Below are 17,942 nucleotides of genomic sequence, written 5' to 3' on the forward strand. Positions count from 1 at the left end.
CCTCTGTTCGTGTGTGTCCTGCGCTCAGGCGGGTGAGTGCACCTTCAAGCGCAAGCCCAAGAGCTTAACTACGTCCGGTGTCAATCCATTCCTGCATCTGCAGATTGAGAGGCATCTGCGCCGTGGTTGCGGGCCGCTGCACGGAAATGTCACGGCCCCGCAGTAGATTGTAGGTATCCGCGGCTGTCCCCACCATCCGCGTCCGCCGAGCAGGAGACCCGAAACACCTTGCACCTGAAAAGCCTGACCGTCCGGGGATTCAAGTCTTTCGCTTCGGCGACGACTTTCGAATTCGAGCCAGGCGTCACTGCCGTGGTTGGCCCCAACGGCTCAGGCAAGTCCAATGTGGTGGACGCCCTGGCCTGGGTGATGGGCGAGCAGGGCGCCAAGACCCTCCGCAGCGGCAAGATGGAAGACGTGATCTTCGCGGGGACGTCCGGGCGCCCGCCGTTGGGCCGCGCCCACGTCTCGCTCACCATTGACAACAGCGACGGCGCCCTGCCGATTGAATACAGCGAAGTCACGATTTCGCGCACGCTCTTCCGCACCGGCGGCTCCGAGTACGCCATCAACGGCGCCGGCTGCCGGCTCCTGGACATCCAGGAGCTGCTCTCCGACTCCGGACTGGGCCGCGAAATGCATGTGATCGTGGGCCAGGGGCAGCTGGACAAGGTGCTGCACGCCACCCCGGAGGACCGGCGAGGTTTTATCGAAGAGGCTGCCGGTATCCTCAAACACCGGCGCCGCAAGGAAAAAACGGTCCGCAAGCTCGAAGCGATGCAGGCCAACCTGGCCCGCCTGAGCGACCTCACCGGCGAGATCCGGCGCCAGCTCACGCCGTTGGGAAAACAAGCCGAGGTGGCGCGGCGCGCCCAGACCGTCCAGTTTGAGGTCCGGGACGCGCGCTCCCGGCTGCTCGCCGACGACCTCGTCCAGCTGCAGTCGGCCCTGGCCCGGGATATCGCGGACGAAAGCGCACTGAAGGCCCGTCGGGGCGTCATCGAACAGGAACTCGAGCTCGGCAGGCAGCGGCAGGCCGGCCTCGAACAGCGCGCAGCCGAAGCCACACCCGCGCTCAACGCCGCCCGGGACACCTGGTATCAGCTCTCCGCCGGGCGCGAACGGCTGCGCTCGCTGGGTTCACTCGCCGAGGAACGGCGCCGGCTGCTCGGCGATTCCGACACAGTGCCTGACACCGGGCGGGACCCGGATCAGCTCGACCGCCAGGCCGCCCGCGTCCGCGCCGAACAAACCGGGTTGGAGCACCAGATCGTGGAGCGCCGCAGCACCCTGGACGCCGCCACCGCCGCCAAAATCGGCGCGGAAAGTGCCGCCTCCGTCGAGGACAAACGGCTCGCAGCCTTGCTCCGGGCCGCCGCTGACCGCCGAGAGGGCCTGGCCAAGCTGGCCGGGCAGGTCGGCGCGGCCCGCTCCCGGGTCGAGTCCGCCCAGGCCGAACTCGGCCGGCTCCGCGACTCCCTCACGGCAGGGGAGGAACGCCGCCGGCATGCCCACAGCGAATTCGCCGCCCTGGAATCCCAGGTAGCCGGCGTGGAGGACGGGGAGGAGCGCCTCGACGCCGAGTACGAGGATGCCAGCACAGTGCTGGACAACATCACGGCGGAGATTAACGCCTTGACGTCGGCCGAACGCGACGGCGAACGGGAACGCGGTGCCCTGCTGGCCCGTCGAGAGGCCCTCCAGCTCGGATTGAACCGCAAAGACGGCTCGGCCCACGTCCTCGGTTCGGGAGCCTCCGGGGTGATCGGCTCGCTGGTGTCCATGATCACTGTGGAAGCAGGCTTCGAGACCGCCATCGCGGCCGCGCTGGGCGCCGCGTCCGACGCCGTTGTGGTGCAGGACAGCGTTGCTGCGGCCACCGCCGTCCAGCTGTTGAAGGACGACGACGCTGGCCGGGCCACCCTGCTGCTGGTTGGGGAACGCACCGCCCGCAACGAATCCGACGGGAAGCTGCCCGCGGGTGCCCGGTGGGCGTCCCGGATGGTATCGGCCTCCGGCGCCGCGGACGCCGCCACCGGCCTGCCCCTGACGGAGCTGCTGGCGGGCATCGCCGTCGTCGAGTCCCTGGCGGATGCAGCGCAGTTGATTGCAGGCCGCCCTGAACTGACCGCGGTGACCCTTGCCGGGGACGTCCTCACCGCGCTGACCGTCAGCGGCGGCTCCGCAACGGCACCGTCGCTGATTGAGGTGCAGGCCGCCGTCGACGACGCCGCCGCTCGCCTCGAGAGCGTCACCGCCGAGCTGGAGCGCCAACGGTTCGCCCTCGCCGCCGCGCAGGCCCGGCGGGCAGCGGCGCAGGACCGCGCCGATGCCGCCCTGGAAAAACTCCACGATTCGGACGCCCGGCTGGCGGCAGTCGCCGAACGGCTGGGACACCTGAACTCCGTGCTGCGCAGCGCCGTCGGCGAAAGCGAACGCCTCGCCGCCGCACTCGCAAAGGCAGAGCCCAACATCGAAAGCGAACAACTCGCGCTGGAAGCCGTAGCCGCCCGCCTCGCCGCCGCCCAGGAGGCGCCGGCCGAGGAGGAACCCTCTCCGGCGCACAGGGACGCCCTGGCCCTGGCAGCGTCGCTGGCCCGCAGCACCGAAATGGAGGCCCGGCTTGCCCTGCGCAGCGCAGAGGAACAACTCACGGCCACCGGCAACCGGGCAACGGCGCTCGAACGCGCAGCCGCCACCGAGCGCCGCGCCCGCGAAGAGGCAGCCGAACGGGCACGCCGCCGGCGGATCCAGGCCAAACGCGCCGCCGCCGTCCGCGCCGCGGTCACCCAGGTGATGGGCTTCATCGACGTGTCCGTGGAACTTGCCCGGCAGGAGCAGGACGCCGCGGAGGAACGCAAGGAACAGCTCGACGGCGAACTCGCGGCCGTGCGCACCGGCAACGATGCCCTCGCCCGCGAACTGGCCGACCTGACGGACTCCGTGCACCGCGACGAGCTGGCACGCACCCAGCAGCGCCTCCGGATTGAAGCCCTTGAGCTCAGAAGCGTTGAGGAACTCGGACTCACCGCCGAGCAGCTGGTCGCGGACTTCGGCCCCGGGCAGCCCGTTCCCGCGCCCGCCGGGGAATCGGCGGACAAATGGGCTGCCCTGCGCGCCCCGGTGGACGAGGACGGCCGTGAGATCGTGGCCGGCAAGCCCTACGTCCGCGCGGAGCAGGAGAAACGGCTCAAGCGCGCGGAGCGGGACCTCTCCGCGCTGGGCCGGGTCAATCCGCTCGCACTGGAGGAATTCGCCGCACTGGAGGAACGCCACCAGTTCCTCAGCACCCAGCTCGAAGACCTTAAGTCCAGCCGGAAGGACCTGCTGGACATCATCAAGGAAGTCGACGAGCGCGTCCAGGAAGTCTTTGCCGAAGCCTTCGAGGACACCTCGGCGCAGTTCATCCGGATCTTCGCTCGGTTGTTCCCCGGCGGCGAGGGCCGGCTGGTCCTTACCGACCCCTCGGACATGCTCACCACCGGCATCGAGGTCGAGGCGCGTCCGGCCGGCAAAAAGATCAAACGGCTCTCGCTGCTTTCCGGCGGCGAACGTTCGCTGACCGCGGTGGCCCTGCTCGTCGCGATCTTCAAAGCCCGGCCCTCGCCGTTCTACGTGATGGACGAGGTGGAGGCAGCCCTGGACGACACCAACCTGGGCCGGCTGATCACGGTCTTCGAGGAGCTGCGCGAATCCAGCCAGCTCATCATCATCACGCACCAGAAACGCACCATGGAAGTTGCCGACGCCCTGTACGGCGTCACCATGCGAGGGGACGGAGTCTCCACAGTGATCAGCCAGCGGCTCGGCGCCGAGGTCTGAGCGGCCCGAACCTGAACGGTGCCGGCCCCTTTTTCGGTCCCCGCTGGGGCTGTGGGGTTTGTGAGAAGCTAGGGGAGTGAACGACATCCTCCCTATTCTGTTGCCCATTCTCGCCGCCCTGGTGGTCCTCGGCGGGCTCATTCCGGTCCTGATGAAGACCCGGAAGAACGTCACCAGCTACCCCGGGAAGCGGGATGAGAACGATCCTGTGAAGCCCGGTGCCGGCGGTGGAACCCTCCTCGAGGACCGTCCCGCACCCCCGGCTGAGCGCAGTGCACCGGACTCCGTGGACCTGGCGGGCCCGGAGACGGTCGACGTCCCGGACAACGTCGCCGGGCTGGAAACCGTTCCGGTAGACACCCCCCTGCCGGTGGCAGGCCGCCTGATCCGCCTTCGCGAACGACTGGTGAAGTCCAACAACATCCTTGGCAAGGGCCTGCTGGCTTTGCTCTCCGCCGACAAGATCGATGAGAACGTCTGGGACGAGGTGGAGGAGACCCTCCTGCTCGCCGACCTTGGCACCGAGCCGACCCTGCAGCTCGTGGACGCGCTCCGCGAACGCGTCAAGGTGCTCGGCACCCGCTCGCCGGAGCAGGTCAAAGCCCTGCTGCGCGAGGAACTCATCAAGCTCGTCGACCCGACCATGGACCGGGCGCTCCGCGTCGAACGCCACGCCGACAAGCCCGCCATTGTGCTGGTCGTGGGCGTCAACGGTGTTGGCAAAACCACCACGGTGGGCAAACTCGCCCGGGTGCTTGTGGCCGAAGACAAGGACGTCCTCCTCGGCGCGGCGGACACCTTCCGCGCCGCCGCCGCCGAGCAGCTCGCCACCTGGGGCCAGCGGGTCGGCGTGGCCACGGTAAAGTCCGACGTCGATGGTGCCGATCCGGCCTCCGTCGCCTACGAGGCGGTCAAGGCAGGCATCGACCAGGAAGTCGACGTCGTGATGATCGACACCGCCGGGCGCCTGCAGAACAAGACCGGCCTGATGGACGAACTGGGGAAGGTCAAACGCGTCATCGAGAAGCTTGCCGAGGTCGATGAGGTACTGCTCGTCCTCGACGCCACCACCGGACAAAACGGCCTGAACCAGGCCAGGGTGTTCGCCGAGGTCGTCAACATCACCGGCATCGTCCTGACGAAGCTGGACGGAACGGCTAAGGGTGGAATTGTGGTCGCCATCCAGAAGTCGCTGGGCGTCCCGGTTAAGCTCATCGGCCTCGGCGAGGGAGCGGATGACCTCGCCCCGTTCGACGCCGAGAGCTTCGTGGACGCCATCCTGAACTAGTCCCGCAGCCACAACGCCGCTTAAATCCAACTGGCTCCCAGGTGGTGTCGTCCGGGTTCCGGCAACGACACCAGCTGGGAGCCAGTTTTTTTGTGGACCTAGTACGTGAAGTTCAGGACCGTGACAGTGCCCGCGGTCAGCTTGAATTGCTGGGTCGGTGAGCCGTACGCGAAACCTTCGACAGTGGCGCGCTCTGCAATCGGAACCGGCTCGGACTTGGCGCCGTCGATCACTGTGCTGTCCTCAGCGCCAAAGCTCGGCCCGGAGAGCTGGGTCATGGTTCCGGTCAGCGCCTTCCCGGGCAGGGTGAGGGTGACGGCTGCCTGGGCGGCCTTCTCCGGATTGTTCTCGTTGACCAGGACCACTGTGGTGCTCCCGTCAGCGTTCTGCAGGGCGTAGCTGAACATCAGGCCGCCGCCCGTCGAGTCCAGTTTCAGGAACTTCCCGCCTTCCATCTCGGCAACCATGGACAGGCCAAAGAAGTTGGCCCGGCCGGTGATGACGCCGTCCGGCTTCAGGTAGGGGCCGCCGCTGCAGATGACGGACATGGGCGGACCACCCTTGCACGTCTGAAGCGAGCTGTGGAAACCGATCCGGGTAATGCCCAGTTGTGCGGCGTTCAGGGCATAGTCAGCGGTCCAGAGGGCCGAGCCGTGGGTGCGGGAAGTCTCGTTGGACCCGGGACAGGCGGCAATACCGGTCTCCGGAAGCCACACTTCCAGGCCCGCATCGCGGCCGGCCTTGAGCGCGGCCTGCTGGTAGTCTGCCGCGCGGTCATGCATCAGTTTGTTCATCAGGTTGGCCATGGTGGGCGACGCCAACGGATCCACTTTTCCGTCGCAGCTGTACATCGGATAGTTGTGGAAGGACAGGATCTTCTTCTGTGGAATGTCTGCATCAATGAAGGGCTGCCACCACTTCTGGTCGTAAGCGCCCGGACCGGAAATCGGAACGTTCGGCGCCACGGCGTTCATCGCGTTGGCGTAGGCCTTGAGCTCCGTGACGTACTTCTGAACGTTGTAGTCCCCCGGGCGGACGCCGTTGGAGCCGAAGCCGTTGGGTTCGTTGCCGACAGTAAAGCTCAGCAGCCGGGGTCCGAAGATCTGCGCCGCGTGCTTGGCCATATCCGCAGCGCGGTTCGGGTCGTAGTGGCCCAGATCGACGGTGAGGCTGACTGTTGCGTCTGCGGCCACCAGCAGCGTATTCAGGCGGCTGAGGTCCGCGGGTCCGACGGCACGGACCGGGTGGGCGGCATCGCCCTGGTAGCTGGCGGGAACCGGCTCGTTGCTGGAGGTCCAAAAGAACCGCCGGTCGACGGCGTTGCCGCCAAATCGCAGCACCGGCTGGTCGGCCTCTTTGAACAGCTTGACGATCGAGGCGTTGCTGCCGCTGAGGACGGGATCACCGAGGTCGGTGGCCTCAAGCGAGATGCCGACCAATCCCTTGCTCAGGGACGTGCCCACCTGATCCTTGGCAACCGTCACCTTCAAGGGTTCCACCGCTTCCAGCGGTGACCCGGCGCCGGGTCCGGGTTGTTTGTAGTAGGTGACGGCCGGAGCCGGCGGCAAGCTAGTCGAGGGTGTCGACGCCGAACTGGCTGTCGGGGAAGGTGCCGCCGCCGCGTCGCCGTCCCCAGCCGGCCTGAGGAAGAGCACCAGCGAGGCGATTACGGCCAGGACCGCGATGACCGACACCACGGCAGCGGGCCGGATTTTCCTGTGCTTGCTCCCGGCGCCGGCCTCAGGTCTGTCGTCGGGGGCGTTCTCGGTCGAATGTTCTTGGGGGGGCATAACAAACTTCTCCGGCTTCTGGGTGGGGACTGGCACCAGCCTAACGAAGTCCGCCGGTGAGCGTTGACGCGGACCCGGCAGCGGTCCGGAAGCCCTAGCTGGGATCAGGCGCCGCGCGCCGCCGGCCGCTGGAACGTTTCGCGGGCCAGCAGCCAGCCTGCGGCAGCCGCGATGAGGACACCGCCGGTGACCCCAAACGCCCAGCCGTAGCCCAACCGGTCCGCGAGGAGACCGGCCAGGACCGGGCCGATGATCGCGCCGCTATCGGAGGTCATCTGGAAGATTGCCAGGACCCTTCCGCCGGAGCGCTCGTTGCCGATCACATCGGCCATGGCGGCCTGCTGGGCCGGGCCCAGCAGGCCTGACCCGATTCCGGCGGCCGCGGTGGCGGCGAGGAACCACGGCAGCTCGTGCGTGAACCCGATCGTTGCCGTGGCGGTCCCGGTGACCAGCAAGCCGGCGATCATCATCGGTTTGCGGCCCAGGCTGTCCGCGAGCCTGCCGGAGAACGTCAACGCCACAGCGTTGGCGCCGGCGAACATTGCCAGCGCCCAGCCCGCAGATTCCGGGCCGGCGTTCAGGGCGGCGACAGCGAAGAGCGGCACCGTGGCCATCCGGACGCCAAAGGTTGCCCAGCCGTTCGCGAAGCTGGAGAACAGCCCGGCCCGGTAGGCGCTGTCCCGAAGCGCCGCCCCGAGCTCCATCGCCGGCAGCGCGTTCCCGTCCCGGCGTGCGGCGGCCGGCACATGACTTAGCTGGGTCTGCACCACGAGGGCTGCCAGGATCAGGGCAGCCGCGTAGACCAGAAACGGTACCCGCAGACCAAAGCCGGCCAGCAGCCCGCCCACCACCGGGCCGCACACGTTGCCGATCAGGAACGCCGAGGCGTAGGCGCCGGAAACCCGGCCACGGCTCTCCGGCGGCGCCAGCCTGACCACCAGGGCCATCGAGGCCACCGTGAACATCACCGAGCCGGCGCCGCCGAGGCCCCGGAAAACCAGCAGCTGCCAGTAGTCCTGCGCGAAGGCGCACGCCGCCGTCGACGTTGCAACAATCAGCAGTCCGGCCACATAGACCGGCCGTTCGCCGAGGCGCACGATCAACGCGCCGCCGGCAGGTGCGAAGACCAGCCGCATAAAGGCGAAAATACTCACGATCACCGCGGCCGCCGTCGCGCCGACGTCGAACGTGGTGGCGAACTGGGGGAGTACCGGCGCCACCAGGCCGAAGCCCAGGGCGATCAGGAAAGCGGCCACCAGCATCACCTTGATGTCCCGGGGCAGCACCGCCTTGCCGCTGTTCAGGGTGTCGGCCCGGGGCGGTGATCCCGCGGGGCGGGGGGACTTACTCATGGTGGTGGCTTCCTGGGGATTCGGGCGGGGGAGGGCGCGCGGTGGAACGCGTGAAACATAACCGTAACAAGAAGGATTTGCACCATTTACTTCCGGGAGGTTCTTGTAACGCGCCGGCAATCTAAATCCTCTGCCGGCGAAACACGCTCCCGCCAAGATCTTCTTAGAACGCAAACCGCGTTGAGGCACGCGGAGAATTCCGCAACATTAACTTTCCGACCGCATCCAAGCAAGGAGGACGTGCACCATGGAACTTACCGCAGGTCACGTATGGCTAATGGTGGCAGCAGCACTCGTGCTGTTCATGACACCCGGACTCGCATTCTTCTATGGCGGCATGACGCGCGCCAAGGCCGCCCTGAACATGATGATGATGAGTTTTATCTCCATCGGCATGGTTGGTGTCGTCTGGGTGCTCTGGGGCTCCTCGATGAGCTCCGGCGAGGGCTTCCTGCAAATAGTAGGGAATCCTTTTGCCACTTTCGGTCTGGAGGGCATCAACACCCCTGACGGGCTCATCAAGGTCGGCTACGCAGCCACCTTCGCGATCATTACCGTCGCACTGATCAGCGGCGCAATTGCTGACCGCGCCAAGTTCGGCGCCTGGTCCGTCTTCGTCCCCGTCTGGGTCACCCTGGTGTACGCGCCGCTGGCCTACATGGTCTGGGGCGGCGGGCTGTTCAGCGCGGACGGCGCCATCGGCAAGGCCCTCGGCCCGGCAATCGACTTCGCCGGCGGCACCGTGGTCCACATCAACGCCGGTGTAGCAGCACTGATCCTCGTGCTGATCATCGGTAACCGCAAGGGCTTCGGCAAGGACCCCAACCACCGCCCGCACAACATTCCCTTTGTGATGCTCGGTGCCGCCATCCTGTGGTTCGGCTGGTTCGGCTTCAACGGCGGCGCAGCAACGACGGCGGAACAGGGCGGCCTGATCTGGGTCAACACCCTGGCGGCCCCCGCCGCGGCAATGCTCGGCTGGCTCGTCACGGAACGGATCCGCGATGGTCACCCCACCTCACTCGGCGCAGCCTCCGGTGTGGTCGCCGGCCTCGTCGCCATCACCCCGGCCTGCGCCAATGTCAGCCCGGTTGGTGCGCTCTGCCTCGGCGTTGTGGCCGGTGTGGCCTCCGCGCTCGCCGTCGGTCTCAAATTCCGCTGGGGTTTCGACGATTCGCTTGACGTTGTTGGTGTCCACCTTGTCTCGGGCATCATCGGCACCGTGGCCCTGGGCTTTATCGCCCTCCCGGCTGATGGTGTCGGCGGCGGCCTCTTCTACGGCGGCGGCTTCACCCAGCTCTGGGCCCAGCTCGCAGTGGCCGGCATCGCCATCACCTACTCCGCAGTGATGACTTCGATCATTGCGTTTGCGATCCACAAGACCATGGGTTTCCGGGTTTCCCCGGAACAGGAAGTGGTGGGCGTGGACCTGAGCCTGCACGCCGAAACGGCCTACGAATTCGGAGTCGGCGGGCACGGCGGAAGCTTCACGCCGCTGCACGAACTCATTACCGGCAAGGCCCAGGCCGCAGCGGCCCCCGCCGCCCGGACGGTGGACCCGGCAGCCAACGGCAAAACGACCGCAGCAGCGGGTAAGGAAAGTGTGGAGGCATGAAACTGATCACAGCAATTGTCCGGCCGGAAAAACTCGACACTATCCGTGAAGGGCTTGAAGCCTACGGCGTGCAGGGCCTCACGGTCAGCGCAGCAAGCGGCTACGGCCGGCAGCGCGGCTACACCGAGGTGTACCGCGGCGCCGAGTACAACGTGGACCTGCTGCCCAAGATCAGGGTAGAGGTGCTGGCGACCGACGAACAGGCAGACGACATCCTCGATGTCATCATCGCCAGCTCGAACACCGGCCGCGCCGGTGACGGCAAGGTCTGGACGATGGATGTGTTCGAAGCGGTGCGGGTCCGCACCGGGGAACGCGGAGCGGCGGCAATCTAGCCGGGCGCTCAACGAGAAGCGGGCCGGGAACCTGGAAGGGTACCCGGCCCGCTTCTTCTCTGTCCCGGTGGCTCCGGCGGGAAGCACAGCGGCGGCCCTCAGGCCAGCCAGCCCTCCGGTCCGCCGCTTCCGGCTGCGTACTCTTCAAGCGGTGCGCTGTCCCGGTCCCAGGCCTTCAAGACCGGCCCCAGGATGCGCCAGCAGTCTTCGGCAGTATCGGCGCGGACCGAAAGCAGGGGGTCCCCGGTCAGGACCCCTTCGAGCACCTCCCCGTACGGCAGCAGATCGGAGGCGCTGAGCTCAGCCTTGAGGGTGGCGCGGTCCAGGCTGAGGACGTCGCCGGGGCCGTTTACATCGACGTCGAACTGGAGTGTGTCCGGTCCGAAGCCGATCCTGAGCTGGTTGGGGGAAGCCACCCCGCTGAAGCCCTTGGGCAGCTGCGGGACCGGGCGGAAGGTCACCACGGCTTCCTTGCGCTGAGTGCCCAGGGCCTTTCCGGAGCGCAGGATAAAGGGGACACCCTGCCACCTCCAGTTCTCGATCTGCACCTCGACCTCGGCCAGCGTCTCCGTGCCCCGGGACGCGTCGACGCCGTCCTCCTTGGCATAGTCCGGTACCTTCCGGCCGTCGATCGATCCCGCGGTATAACGGGCGCGGCGGGTGCTTTTCGCGAAGGGCGCCTTGATGCTGCTGGCCCGCAGCACCGTCGCCACGGCATCGCGGAGATCGCGTTCATGTACCGAGGCCGGTGGCTCGATCGCCATCAATGCCATGATCTGCAACAGGTGGCTCTGGATCATGTCGCGCAGGGCGCCGGCGCCGTCGTAGTAGCGGGCCCGGCCCTCCAGCGCGAGGTCCTCGTCGAAGACAATCTCGACCCGTTCGATGTGCTCGCGGTTCCACACCGGCTCCAGGAAGGCGTTGGCGAACCGGAGCCCCAGGATATTTAGAACCGTCGCCTTGCCCAGGAAGTGGTCCACCCGGTGAATGTGGTCCTCCGGGACCAGCGCGGCCAGGGTTTCGTTGAGGTGCCGGGCTGACTCCTCGCTGGAACCGAACGGTTTTTCCATCACCAGGCGGGTCCCCGCGGGCACCTGGCCGGGATCCAGCGCCTCGCACGCCAGCTGGCTGATATGCGGCGGCAGGGCGAAGTAGACCGCCACGGGCCCCTGCAGCTCCGCCAGCAGGCCGGCCAGTTGCCCGGCCGCGGTGACGTCGATCCGGCGGTAGCTGGTGGTGCCGCGGATGCGCTTCAGCTCCCGCCGGCCATCTGCACCGGCCTGGGAGTTCGCGTCGGCGAAGGACTCTTCGAGGCGTTCGGCCCATTGGTCCGGGGTCCAGGGATCCGAGCCGGCGCCCACCAGGGTCAGTCCGCCGGCACGTCCCCGGGAGACGAGCCGGGCGAGACCCGGCAGCAGCAGCCTGCCGGTCAGGTCGCCCGAGGCGCCCAGGATGAGCAGGGTCTTTACTGAATTTTGACTGGTCACCTACGTCAGCATGCCATCATCAAGGCGCGTCTTGGTACCCTAGATAGTCGAGTCCCGTTGTCGAGGCGGTTCGTTCAGGCGAACCTCAGTCGCGACACTGGCGAGCCGGACCGGCCGCCAACTGTAGATCCACTGAAAGAAGTGCACGGCGCGTGTTCAATTCACTCTCTGACCGGTTGACAGCAACCTTCAAGAACCTCCGTGGCAAGGGCCGCCTGACCGAGGCGGACGTTGACGCTACGGTCCGCGAAATCCGGCGCGCCCTCCTGGACGCCGACGTCGCCGTTCCGGTGGTCCGCGAATTCACCGGCAGGGTCCGCGAGCGGGCCCTCGGAGCGGAAGTCTCCGCAGCGCTGAACCCGGGCCAGCAGATCGTCAAGATCGTCAACGAGGAGCTCGTCGAGATCCTGGGCGGCGAAACCCGCCGGATCCGCCTCGCGAAGACCGGCCCCACGATCATCATGCTGGCCGGTCTCCAGGGTGCCGGCAAAACAACGCTGGCAGGCAAGCTCTCCAAGCACCTCAAGGCGCAGGGCCACAGCCCCATGCTGGTGGCCTGCGACCTGCAGCGCCCCAATGCCGTCACGCAGCTCCAGGTGGTGGGCCAGCGTGCCGGGGTGCCGGTCTTCGCCCCGCACCCCGGCGCCACCTCCACCGAGCTGGACCACCCGGCCGGCGACCCGGTCGCCGTCGCCCGTGCCGGCGTCGAAGAAGCAAAGCGGACACTGCACGATGTTGTGATCGTGGATACCGCCGGCCGGACCGGCGTCGACGCCGAGATGATGGAACAGGCACGCCAGATCCGCCGGGCCATCGTTCCGAATGAAGTGCTGTTTGTGGTCGACGCCATGATCGGCCAGGACGCCGTCAACACGGCCATGGCCTTCGACGAAGGCGTCAACTTCACCGGTATTGTGCTCTCAAAGCTCGACGGCGACGCCCGCGGCGGTGCCGCGCTTTCGGTAGCCTCCGTCACCGGCAAGCCGGTGATGTTCGCGTCCACCGGTGAAGGCCTGGACGACTTCGAGCTTTTCCACCCGGACCGGATGGCCTCACGCATCCTTGATCTCGGTGACGTGCTGACCCTGATTGAGCAGGCGGAGAAGTCCTGGGACAAGGACGAAGCTGCCCGGATGGCGAAGAAATTCGCCGACCAGGAAGACTTCACCCTGGACGATTTCCTGGCCCAGATGCAGCAGATCCGCAATATGGGTTCCATGAAGAAGATGCTCATGATGATGCCGGGAGCGCAGAACATCCGGCAGCAGCTCGAGCAGTTTGACGAGCGCGAGATCGACCGCGTCGAGGCGATCGTCCGTTCCATGACGCCGCACGAACGTGTCGCACCCAAAATCATCAACGGTTCCCGCCGGGCCAGGATTGCCCGTGGATCCGGTGTGCACGTGTCCGAGGTCAACGGCCTGCTGGAGCGCTTTATGCAGGCGCAGAAGATGATGAAGAAGATGGCTGCCGGCGGCGGCATGCCCGGAATGCCGGGGATGCCGGGGATGGGTGGCGGCGGGGCCCGCAAGGGCGGAAAGAGCGCGCCCAAGAAAAAAGCCCGCTCCGGCAACCCGGCCAAGGCCGCCCAGGAGCTCAAGGACGCCCAGGCCCGCCGGACCGAGGGTGCCAAGGCACTGCCGACCGGTGCCTCGTTCGGGCAGCAGGGCACAGACTTCGACCCCTCCCAATTGAACCTGCCCAAGGGTTTTGACAAGTTCCTCGGCGGCGGCAAATAGGCGCTGGCGGCAGCGATGTCGGCGGCCCGTTGTCGGACCGGTGCCATAGGGTTAGACCATGTTCAAGCAGCGCGTAGTCTTCGTCCACGGGGCGGGCAGCTTCGGCGCTGCCGCGTGGCCGAAACAGCATGGTATGGCGCTGAGCTACGACGCCCTGTTCCTGCGCCGGCACGGGTATGACCCGGTCGAGGAGCCGCTGGAAACGGACTTCTGCGCCGATGCCGCCATTGTGCTGCGGGCCCTGGCCGACGACGGCCGCGGCCAGGCCGGCGGACACGTTGTGGCACACTCCCAGGGGGCCATCGCCGCGATGATGGCCGCCGTCGAACGGCCTGAGCTGGTGCACTCGCTGACCCTGGTGGAGCCGGCCTGTCTGTCACTCACCGCGGAGCTGCCGGCGACGGCAGCGCACCGGGCGCTGATGCAGCCACTCTTCGAGGTCCGCCAGCACCTAAGCGATGAGGACTTCCACCGCGAATTCGTCCGCCGGGTGTTTGCGGCCCAGAGCCCGGCCCAGGCGGGCCTCGGTGACCCGAACCCGGAAGACCAGCGTGAGGCGTGCCGCCTGCGTCTCCAGGCTCCGGCCTGGGAAGCTCCGCTGCAGATCGTCCCCGGTGTCCCCACTTTGGTGCTGACCGGCGGCTGGGAACCGCTGTATGAAGAGATCGCAGGCTATTTGCGTGACACCGGTGCCGTGCACCGCACAGCGGCGGGCGGGCACAGGCCCCAGGACTCGGCGGAGGGAAACCGGCTGATCCGGGCGTTTATCGCCGATGTTGGCCGGCAACAGCACGCCCATGCCTCCTAGCCGTTTCCGGAAGCGCCCTGCGCAATAGGCTTGATCCCATGACCCGCATCATCGAGTTCACCGGACCCATCCTTACCGGCCCCGACCGGGAACGCCGGGGCCTCTGGTCGGTCGACGGCCTGCTGACCTTTGACCGTCCCGCACTCGCCCCGGACCTCGTTCTCGACGGCTGGGTCATCCCCGGGCTGGTTGACGCGCACTGCCACATCGGACTGGGTCCGGGCGGGGACGTGCCGGCGCAGCTGGCGGAGGAACAGGCCAGGACCGACCGTGACGCCGGCACCCTGCTGGTCCGCGACGCCGGAGCCGTCCACGACACCCGCTGGCTCCAGCACCGGACGGAGCTACCGCGCATCATCCGTTCCGGCCGGCACATCGCCAGGACCCGGAGGTACCTCCGTGGCTTCGCCGTCGAGGTGGAGCCCCGGGAGCTGGTGGAAGCCGTGCGCAAGCAGGCGCGCGCCGGCGACGGCTGGGTCAAGCTGGTGGGGGACTGGATCAACCGCGACGACGGCGACCTCGCCCCCTCCTTTCCCGCGGCGGTGCTCAAGGACGCCGTCTGGGCCGCCCACGATGAAGGCGCCCGGGTCACGGCCCATTGCTTCGCCGAAAGCACCCTGGATGACATGCTGGACGCCGGAATCGACTGCATCGAACACGCCACGGGCCTGCTGCCGCGGCATCTTCCGAGATTCGTCGAACAGGGTGTGCCGATCGTCCCCACGCTCATTAACATCGCCACCTTCCCCGACATCGCCGCACAGGCCGAGGCAAAGTTTCCCCGGTACGCGGAGCATATGCGCGCCTTATGGGAGCGCCGGGCAGAACGTGTCCTTGAGGCCTTCGAAGCCGGCGTCGCCATCTATGCCGGGACGGACGCCGGAAGCGTTATTAAACATGGGCGCATCGTTGATGAAATCCAGGCGCTGCACGCAGCCGGGCTGCCGGCCCTTGCGGCGCTCGACGCCGGCGCATGGGCCGCCCGGGACTGGCTGGGCGCGCCCGGTATCACCGACGGCGCCAGCGCCGACGTCCTGGTCTGCACAGAGGATCCACGCGGCAACCTGGCCGCACTGCAGGAGCTGAGGCACATCGTGCTGCGCGGCGAACCGGTCCGTTAGGGATAAACCCGGCTCACTTGGAATAAGTTGAAGCTTCAAGTACTTTAGATATATATCTAGGTCATCGAGCGTCGGTGGCCCTCAAAGCACCGGAGTGATCACATGACCGCAGAAGCCAGCACCCAGGATCTCCTTCCGGCCGCCCTGACGATGGGCGCCGTGATGCTCAAGGTTGGCGACCTGAAGCTTATGACCGACTACTACCAGCGCGCCCTCGGCCTGGACATCGTGGCCGAGCAGGACGGCGGCCTCTACCTCGGGCGCCGGCAGAAGCCGCTGGTCCACCTCGCGCCGGCGCCCGGACTGAGGGCCGCGTCCCGCGGCGAGGCCGGCCTCTTCCACACCGCGTTGTTGTTCGAGGACCAGCAGTCCCTCGCCGCCACCGTCGCCAGCGCCGCGCAGTACCAGCCGCAGTCCTTCAGCGGCAGCGCCGACCATCTGGTCAGCGAAGCCTTCTACTTCACGGATCCCGAGGGCAACGGGATCGAGCTGTACTGGGACCGCCCACGTGACGCCTGGTCCTGGGACGGCAAAAACGTGATGATGGACAGCCTGGCCCTCCCGCCACAGCGCTACCTGGAAGAGTTCCTCACCGAGGAGTCCGTGGCCGGGCAGCGCGAGGCCAGCGCCGGCGTTGGGCATGTCCACCTGCAGGTCGGCGACGTCCGGTCCGCCGAGGATTTTTATGTCGGCACCCTCGGATTCGAAAAAACGCTGGCCATGCACGGCCAAGCACTGTTCGTCTCGGCCGGCGGCTACCACCACCACATGGCCATGAACGTCTGGAACAGCCGGGGCGCCGGACCCCGCCGGGACACCCTGGGGCTCGGCGAGGTGCTGATCGAAGTACCGGCCGGAGACGACGTCGGGGCCCTCGCGGACCGCCTCAAGGCCGCAGGGGTCCAGTCCCACCACACCGGGGCTGAACTGCGCTTCGAGGACCCGTGGCGGAACCGGATCCGCGTCGCCGTGCGCTGAGCGCGGAAGCGGGCTGGGCAAGGCTCTGGACATGTCCACTGGTGGCCGGCAGGGGAGTTGGACATGTCCACTGGTCGCGGCCAGAAGTGGGCATAGCGGGGATATGTCCAGTGGCTGCGGGCGGCGGAGGGCATGTCCATCCCGGGCGCGGCTGCAGTGAAGCGGTTAGGCTGAAGAGACGCCAGCAATGCGGCCCGGCGCCGCCAGACAACTAAGGACGAGCTCCATGGGATTCACCGAAGTCTTTGTCTCCACCCACGATGAAGCCCTCAAACGTGCAGCCGCACTCGACGGCGGGGCTGCAGCCATTCCCGCGGCGGTGCGGATTGCCGAGATTACCGACTTTGAAATAGAGCGCCTCGGCGACCTGGCAGGAACCGCCGTCCACGCAGCCGGCGCCGACTACGAGCTGGCCATGGTGGACGTCGCCAGCGATTCCCTGCTCGGGGTCCCGCCGGCGATGGTCCGCGCGCTGGCGGAACTGCTCAGCTATGAGACCGAAGGTGAAGGCGAAATCCTCGACGACGTCGCCGAAAGCTGGGCGGCCGAGGAGGACATGCCCTTTGGTGCGGAGCAAGCCGTCCGCTATGTCCGCCAGCTCGCCGACCTTGCCGCCGCCGTCGACCCCGCCAGCAAGTCCGGGCTCTACGTCTGGACGTCCTGACGCGCCGGATGTCCTTTGGCCGGACCGGTTGCGGGTGTCAAGTCGAAATCCCCGCGCTGATCTGGCACAATGGACAGGTACTTGATCTGCGTGGCCCCTCTCTCCGCGTCCGGATCTTGTCCTTTTAGAACCCCCTAGTACGGCCCGCCCCACGGGTGCAGAACGCCGGGCTCGACCCCGTTTCAGAAACAGGAGTGACCACAAAAGTGGCCGTAAAGATTCGCCTTAAGCGCTTTGGCAAGATGCGCGCACCGTACTACCGTATCGTCGTCATGGACGCACGCTCCAAGCGTGACGGCCGTGCCATCGAAGAGATCGGCAAGTACCACCCGACCGAAGAGCCCTCGTACATCGAGGTCGACACGGACCGTGCCCAGTACTGGCTCGGCGTCGGCGCACAGCCGTCCGAGCAGGTCGCCGCGATCCTCAAGATCACCGGTGACTGGCAGAAGTTCAAGGGTCTGCCGGGCCAGGAGGGCACCTTGAAGACCAAGGCTCCCAAGGCTGCCTTCGTTACCCCGGAAAAGGGTTCCGTGATTATCCCGGAAGCCATCACCAAGAAGGCCAAGAAGGACGACGCAGCCGAGGCCCCCGCCGACGCAGCAGCAGAGACCACCGAGGCTGAGTAAATTGCTGGCAGAAGCGCTCGAACACCTCGTCCGCGGGATCGTTGACAGTCCTGAGGATGTTAAGGTCAATGCGAAGAACAACCGCCGCGGGGACACCCTCGAAGTGCGCGTTCATCAGGACGACCTCGGACGGGTGATCGGCCGCCAGGGCCGCACCGCACGCGCCTTGCGCACTGTGGTGGCGGCGCTGACGGACGGCGAACCGGTCAGGGTCGACGTCGTCGATACCGACCGCCGCCGGTAACGCTTTCAGCAGCATTTGTCTTGAGTCCGGCCCCTTCACCAGATAATGGTGGAGGGGCCGGACTGTTTTC

Annotated in this window: 14 protein-coding genes; 11 read left to right on the forward strand and 3 right to left on the reverse strand. The window is 67.1% G+C overall.

Annotation, left to right across the window (positions count from 1 at the left end):
• Nucleotides 1–228: 228 nt before the first annotated feature.
• A complete protein-coding gene (gene smc, locus QMG72_RS01485; RefSeq protein ID WP_283479437.1) occupies nucleotides 229–3,822 on the forward strand; it encodes a chromosome segregation protein SMC in 3,594 nt (1,197 codons plus the stop codon).
• 76 nt (nucleotides 3,823–3,898) lie between these two features.
• On the forward strand, nucleotides 3,899–5,110 hold the full coding sequence (ftsY, locus tag QMG72_RS01490) for a signal recognition particle-docking protein FtsY (protein WP_226776179.1): 1,212 nt from the start codon (nucleotides 3,899–3,901) through the stop codon (nucleotides 5,108–5,110).
• Between the two features lie 98 nt (nucleotides 5,111–5,208).
• Here ftsY and QMG72_RS01495 read toward each other — a convergent pair whose 3' ends face one another.
• Nucleotides 5,209–6,900 (reverse strand): glycoside hydrolase 5 family protein, encoded by a 1,692-nt coding sequence (locus QMG72_RS01495; RefSeq protein ID WP_226776178.1) that lies wholly within the window; start codon nucleotides 6,898–6,900, stop codon nucleotides 5,209–5,211.
• Between the two features lie 104 nt (nucleotides 6,901–7,004).
• Nucleotides 7,005–8,252 (reverse strand): MFS transporter, encoded by a 1,248-nt coding sequence (locus tag QMG72_RS01500; RefSeq protein WP_226776238.1) that lies wholly within the window; start codon nucleotides 8,250–8,252, stop codon nucleotides 7,005–7,007.
• Between the two features lie 247 nt (nucleotides 8,253–8,499).
• On the opposite strand from QMG72_RS01500, the gene QMG72_RS01505 reads away from it, so the two are divergent.
• Nucleotides 8,500–9,867: an ammonium transporter gene (locus QMG72_RS01505; protein WP_282360328.1), complete on the forward strand. Its 1,368-nt coding sequence runs from the start codon at nucleotides 8,500–8,502 to the stop codon at nucleotides 9,865–9,867.
• Entirely contained in the window at nucleotides 9,864–10,202 is a 339-nt protein-coding gene (locus QMG72_RS01510) for a P-II family nitrogen regulator (protein ID WP_175320845.1), read from the forward strand. The genes QMG72_RS01505 and QMG72_RS01510 overlap by 4 nt, the downstream gene beginning before the upstream one ends.
• 98 nt (nucleotides 10,203–10,300) lie before the next feature.
• On the opposite strand, the gene QMG72_RS01515 is transcribed toward QMG72_RS01510, so the two are convergent.
• A complete protein-coding gene (locus tag QMG72_RS01515; protein ID WP_226773367.1) occupies nucleotides 10,301–11,689 on the reverse strand; it encodes a glucose-6-phosphate dehydrogenase in 1,389 nt (462 codons plus the stop codon).
• 152 nt (nucleotides 11,690–11,841) lie between these two features.
• On the opposite strand from QMG72_RS01515, the gene ffh reads away from it, so the two are divergent.
• From ffh to QMG72_RS01550, 7 genes are all read left to right on the forward strand, one after another.
• Nucleotides 11,842–13,428 carry a signal recognition particle protein gene (gene ffh, locus QMG72_RS01520; RefSeq protein ID WP_226773366.1) on the forward strand — a complete coding sequence of 529 codons (1,587 nt, stop codon included), beginning with the start codon at nucleotides 11,842–11,844 and terminating at the stop codon, nucleotides 13,426–13,428.
• A 58-nt stretch (nucleotides 13,429–13,486) separates the two neighbouring features.
• On the forward strand, nucleotides 13,487–14,236 hold the full coding sequence (locus tag QMG72_RS01525) for an alpha/beta fold hydrolase (RefSeq protein WP_282360324.1): 750 nt from the start codon (nucleotides 13,487–13,489) through the stop codon (nucleotides 14,234–14,236).
• A 38-nt stretch (nucleotides 14,237–14,274) separates the two neighbouring features.
• The gene (locus QMG72_RS01530) at nucleotides 14,275–15,357 is read left to right on the forward strand and encodes an amidohydrolase family protein (protein WP_283479440.1); all 1,083 of its coding nucleotides are present in this window, start codon (nucleotides 14,275–14,277) and stop codon (nucleotides 15,355–15,357) included.
• 102 nt (nucleotides 15,358–15,459) lie between these two features.
• Nucleotides 15,460–16,335, forward strand: coding sequence for a VOC family protein (locus QMG72_RS01535; protein ID WP_226773363.1), 876 nt, complete (start codon nucleotides 15,460–15,462; stop codon nucleotides 16,333–16,335).
• 226 nt (nucleotides 16,336–16,561) lie between these two features.
• Nucleotides 16,562–16,999 (forward strand): hypothetical protein, encoded by a 438-nt coding sequence (locus QMG72_RS01540; RefSeq protein WP_283479441.1) that lies wholly within the window; start codon nucleotides 16,562–16,564, stop codon nucleotides 16,997–16,999.
• Nucleotides 17,000–17,205: 206 nt separating this feature from the next.
• Nucleotides 17,206–17,628, forward strand: a complete 423-nt coding sequence (rpsP, locus tag QMG72_RS01545) for a 30S ribosomal protein S16 (RefSeq protein WP_104175432.1) — start codon at nucleotides 17,206–17,208, stop codon at nucleotides 17,626–17,628.
• 1 nt (nucleotide 17,629) lies between these two features.
• Nucleotides 17,630–17,872: an RNA-binding protein gene (locus QMG72_RS01550; RefSeq protein ID WP_283479442.1), complete on the forward strand. Its 243-nt coding sequence runs from the start codon at nucleotides 17,630–17,632 to the stop codon at nucleotides 17,870–17,872.
• Nucleotides 17,873–17,942: the final 70 nt, after the last annotated feature.

This window comes from Pseudarthrobacter sp. PH31-O2 (assembly GCF_030063265.1).
In the GTDB taxonomy this organism is placed as follows: domain Bacteria; phylum Actinomycetota; class Actinomycetes; order Actinomycetales; family Micrococcaceae; genus Arthrobacter.

What these genes read in the sequence shown, in the direction of transcription:
- QMG72_RS01495 (WP_226776178.1), bottom strand. Translation starts at nt 6,900, where the DNA reads ATGCCCCCCCAAGAACATTCGACCGAGAACGCCCCCGACGACAGACCT.
- QMG72_RS01500 (WP_226776238.1), bottom strand. Translation starts at nt 8,252, where the DNA reads ATGAGTAAGTCCCCCCGCCCCGCGGGATCACCGCCCCGGGCCGACACC.
- QMG72_RS01505 (WP_282360328.1), top strand. Translation starts at nt 8,500, where the DNA reads ATGGAACTTACCGCAGGTCACGTATGGCTAATGGTGGCAGCAGCACTC.
- QMG72_RS01510 (WP_175320845.1), top strand. Translation starts at nt 9,864, where the DNA reads ATGAAACTGATCACAGCAATTGTCCGGCCGGAAAAACTCGACACTATC.
- QMG72_RS01525 (WP_282360324.1), top strand. Translation starts at nt 13,487, where the DNA reads ATGTTCAAGCAGCGCGTAGTCTTCGTCCACGGGGCGGGCAGCTTCGGC.
- QMG72_RS01530 (WP_283479440.1), top strand. Translation starts at nt 14,275, where the DNA reads ATGACCCGCATCATCGAGTTCACCGGACCCATCCTTACCGGCCCCGAC.
- QMG72_RS01535 (WP_226773363.1), top strand. Translation starts at nt 15,460, where the DNA reads ATGACCGCAGAAGCCAGCACCCAGGATCTCCTTCCGGCCGCCCTGACG.
- QMG72_RS01540 (WP_283479441.1), top strand. Translation starts at nt 16,562, where the DNA reads ATGGGATTCACCGAAGTCTTTGTCTCCACCCACGATGAAGCCCTCAAA.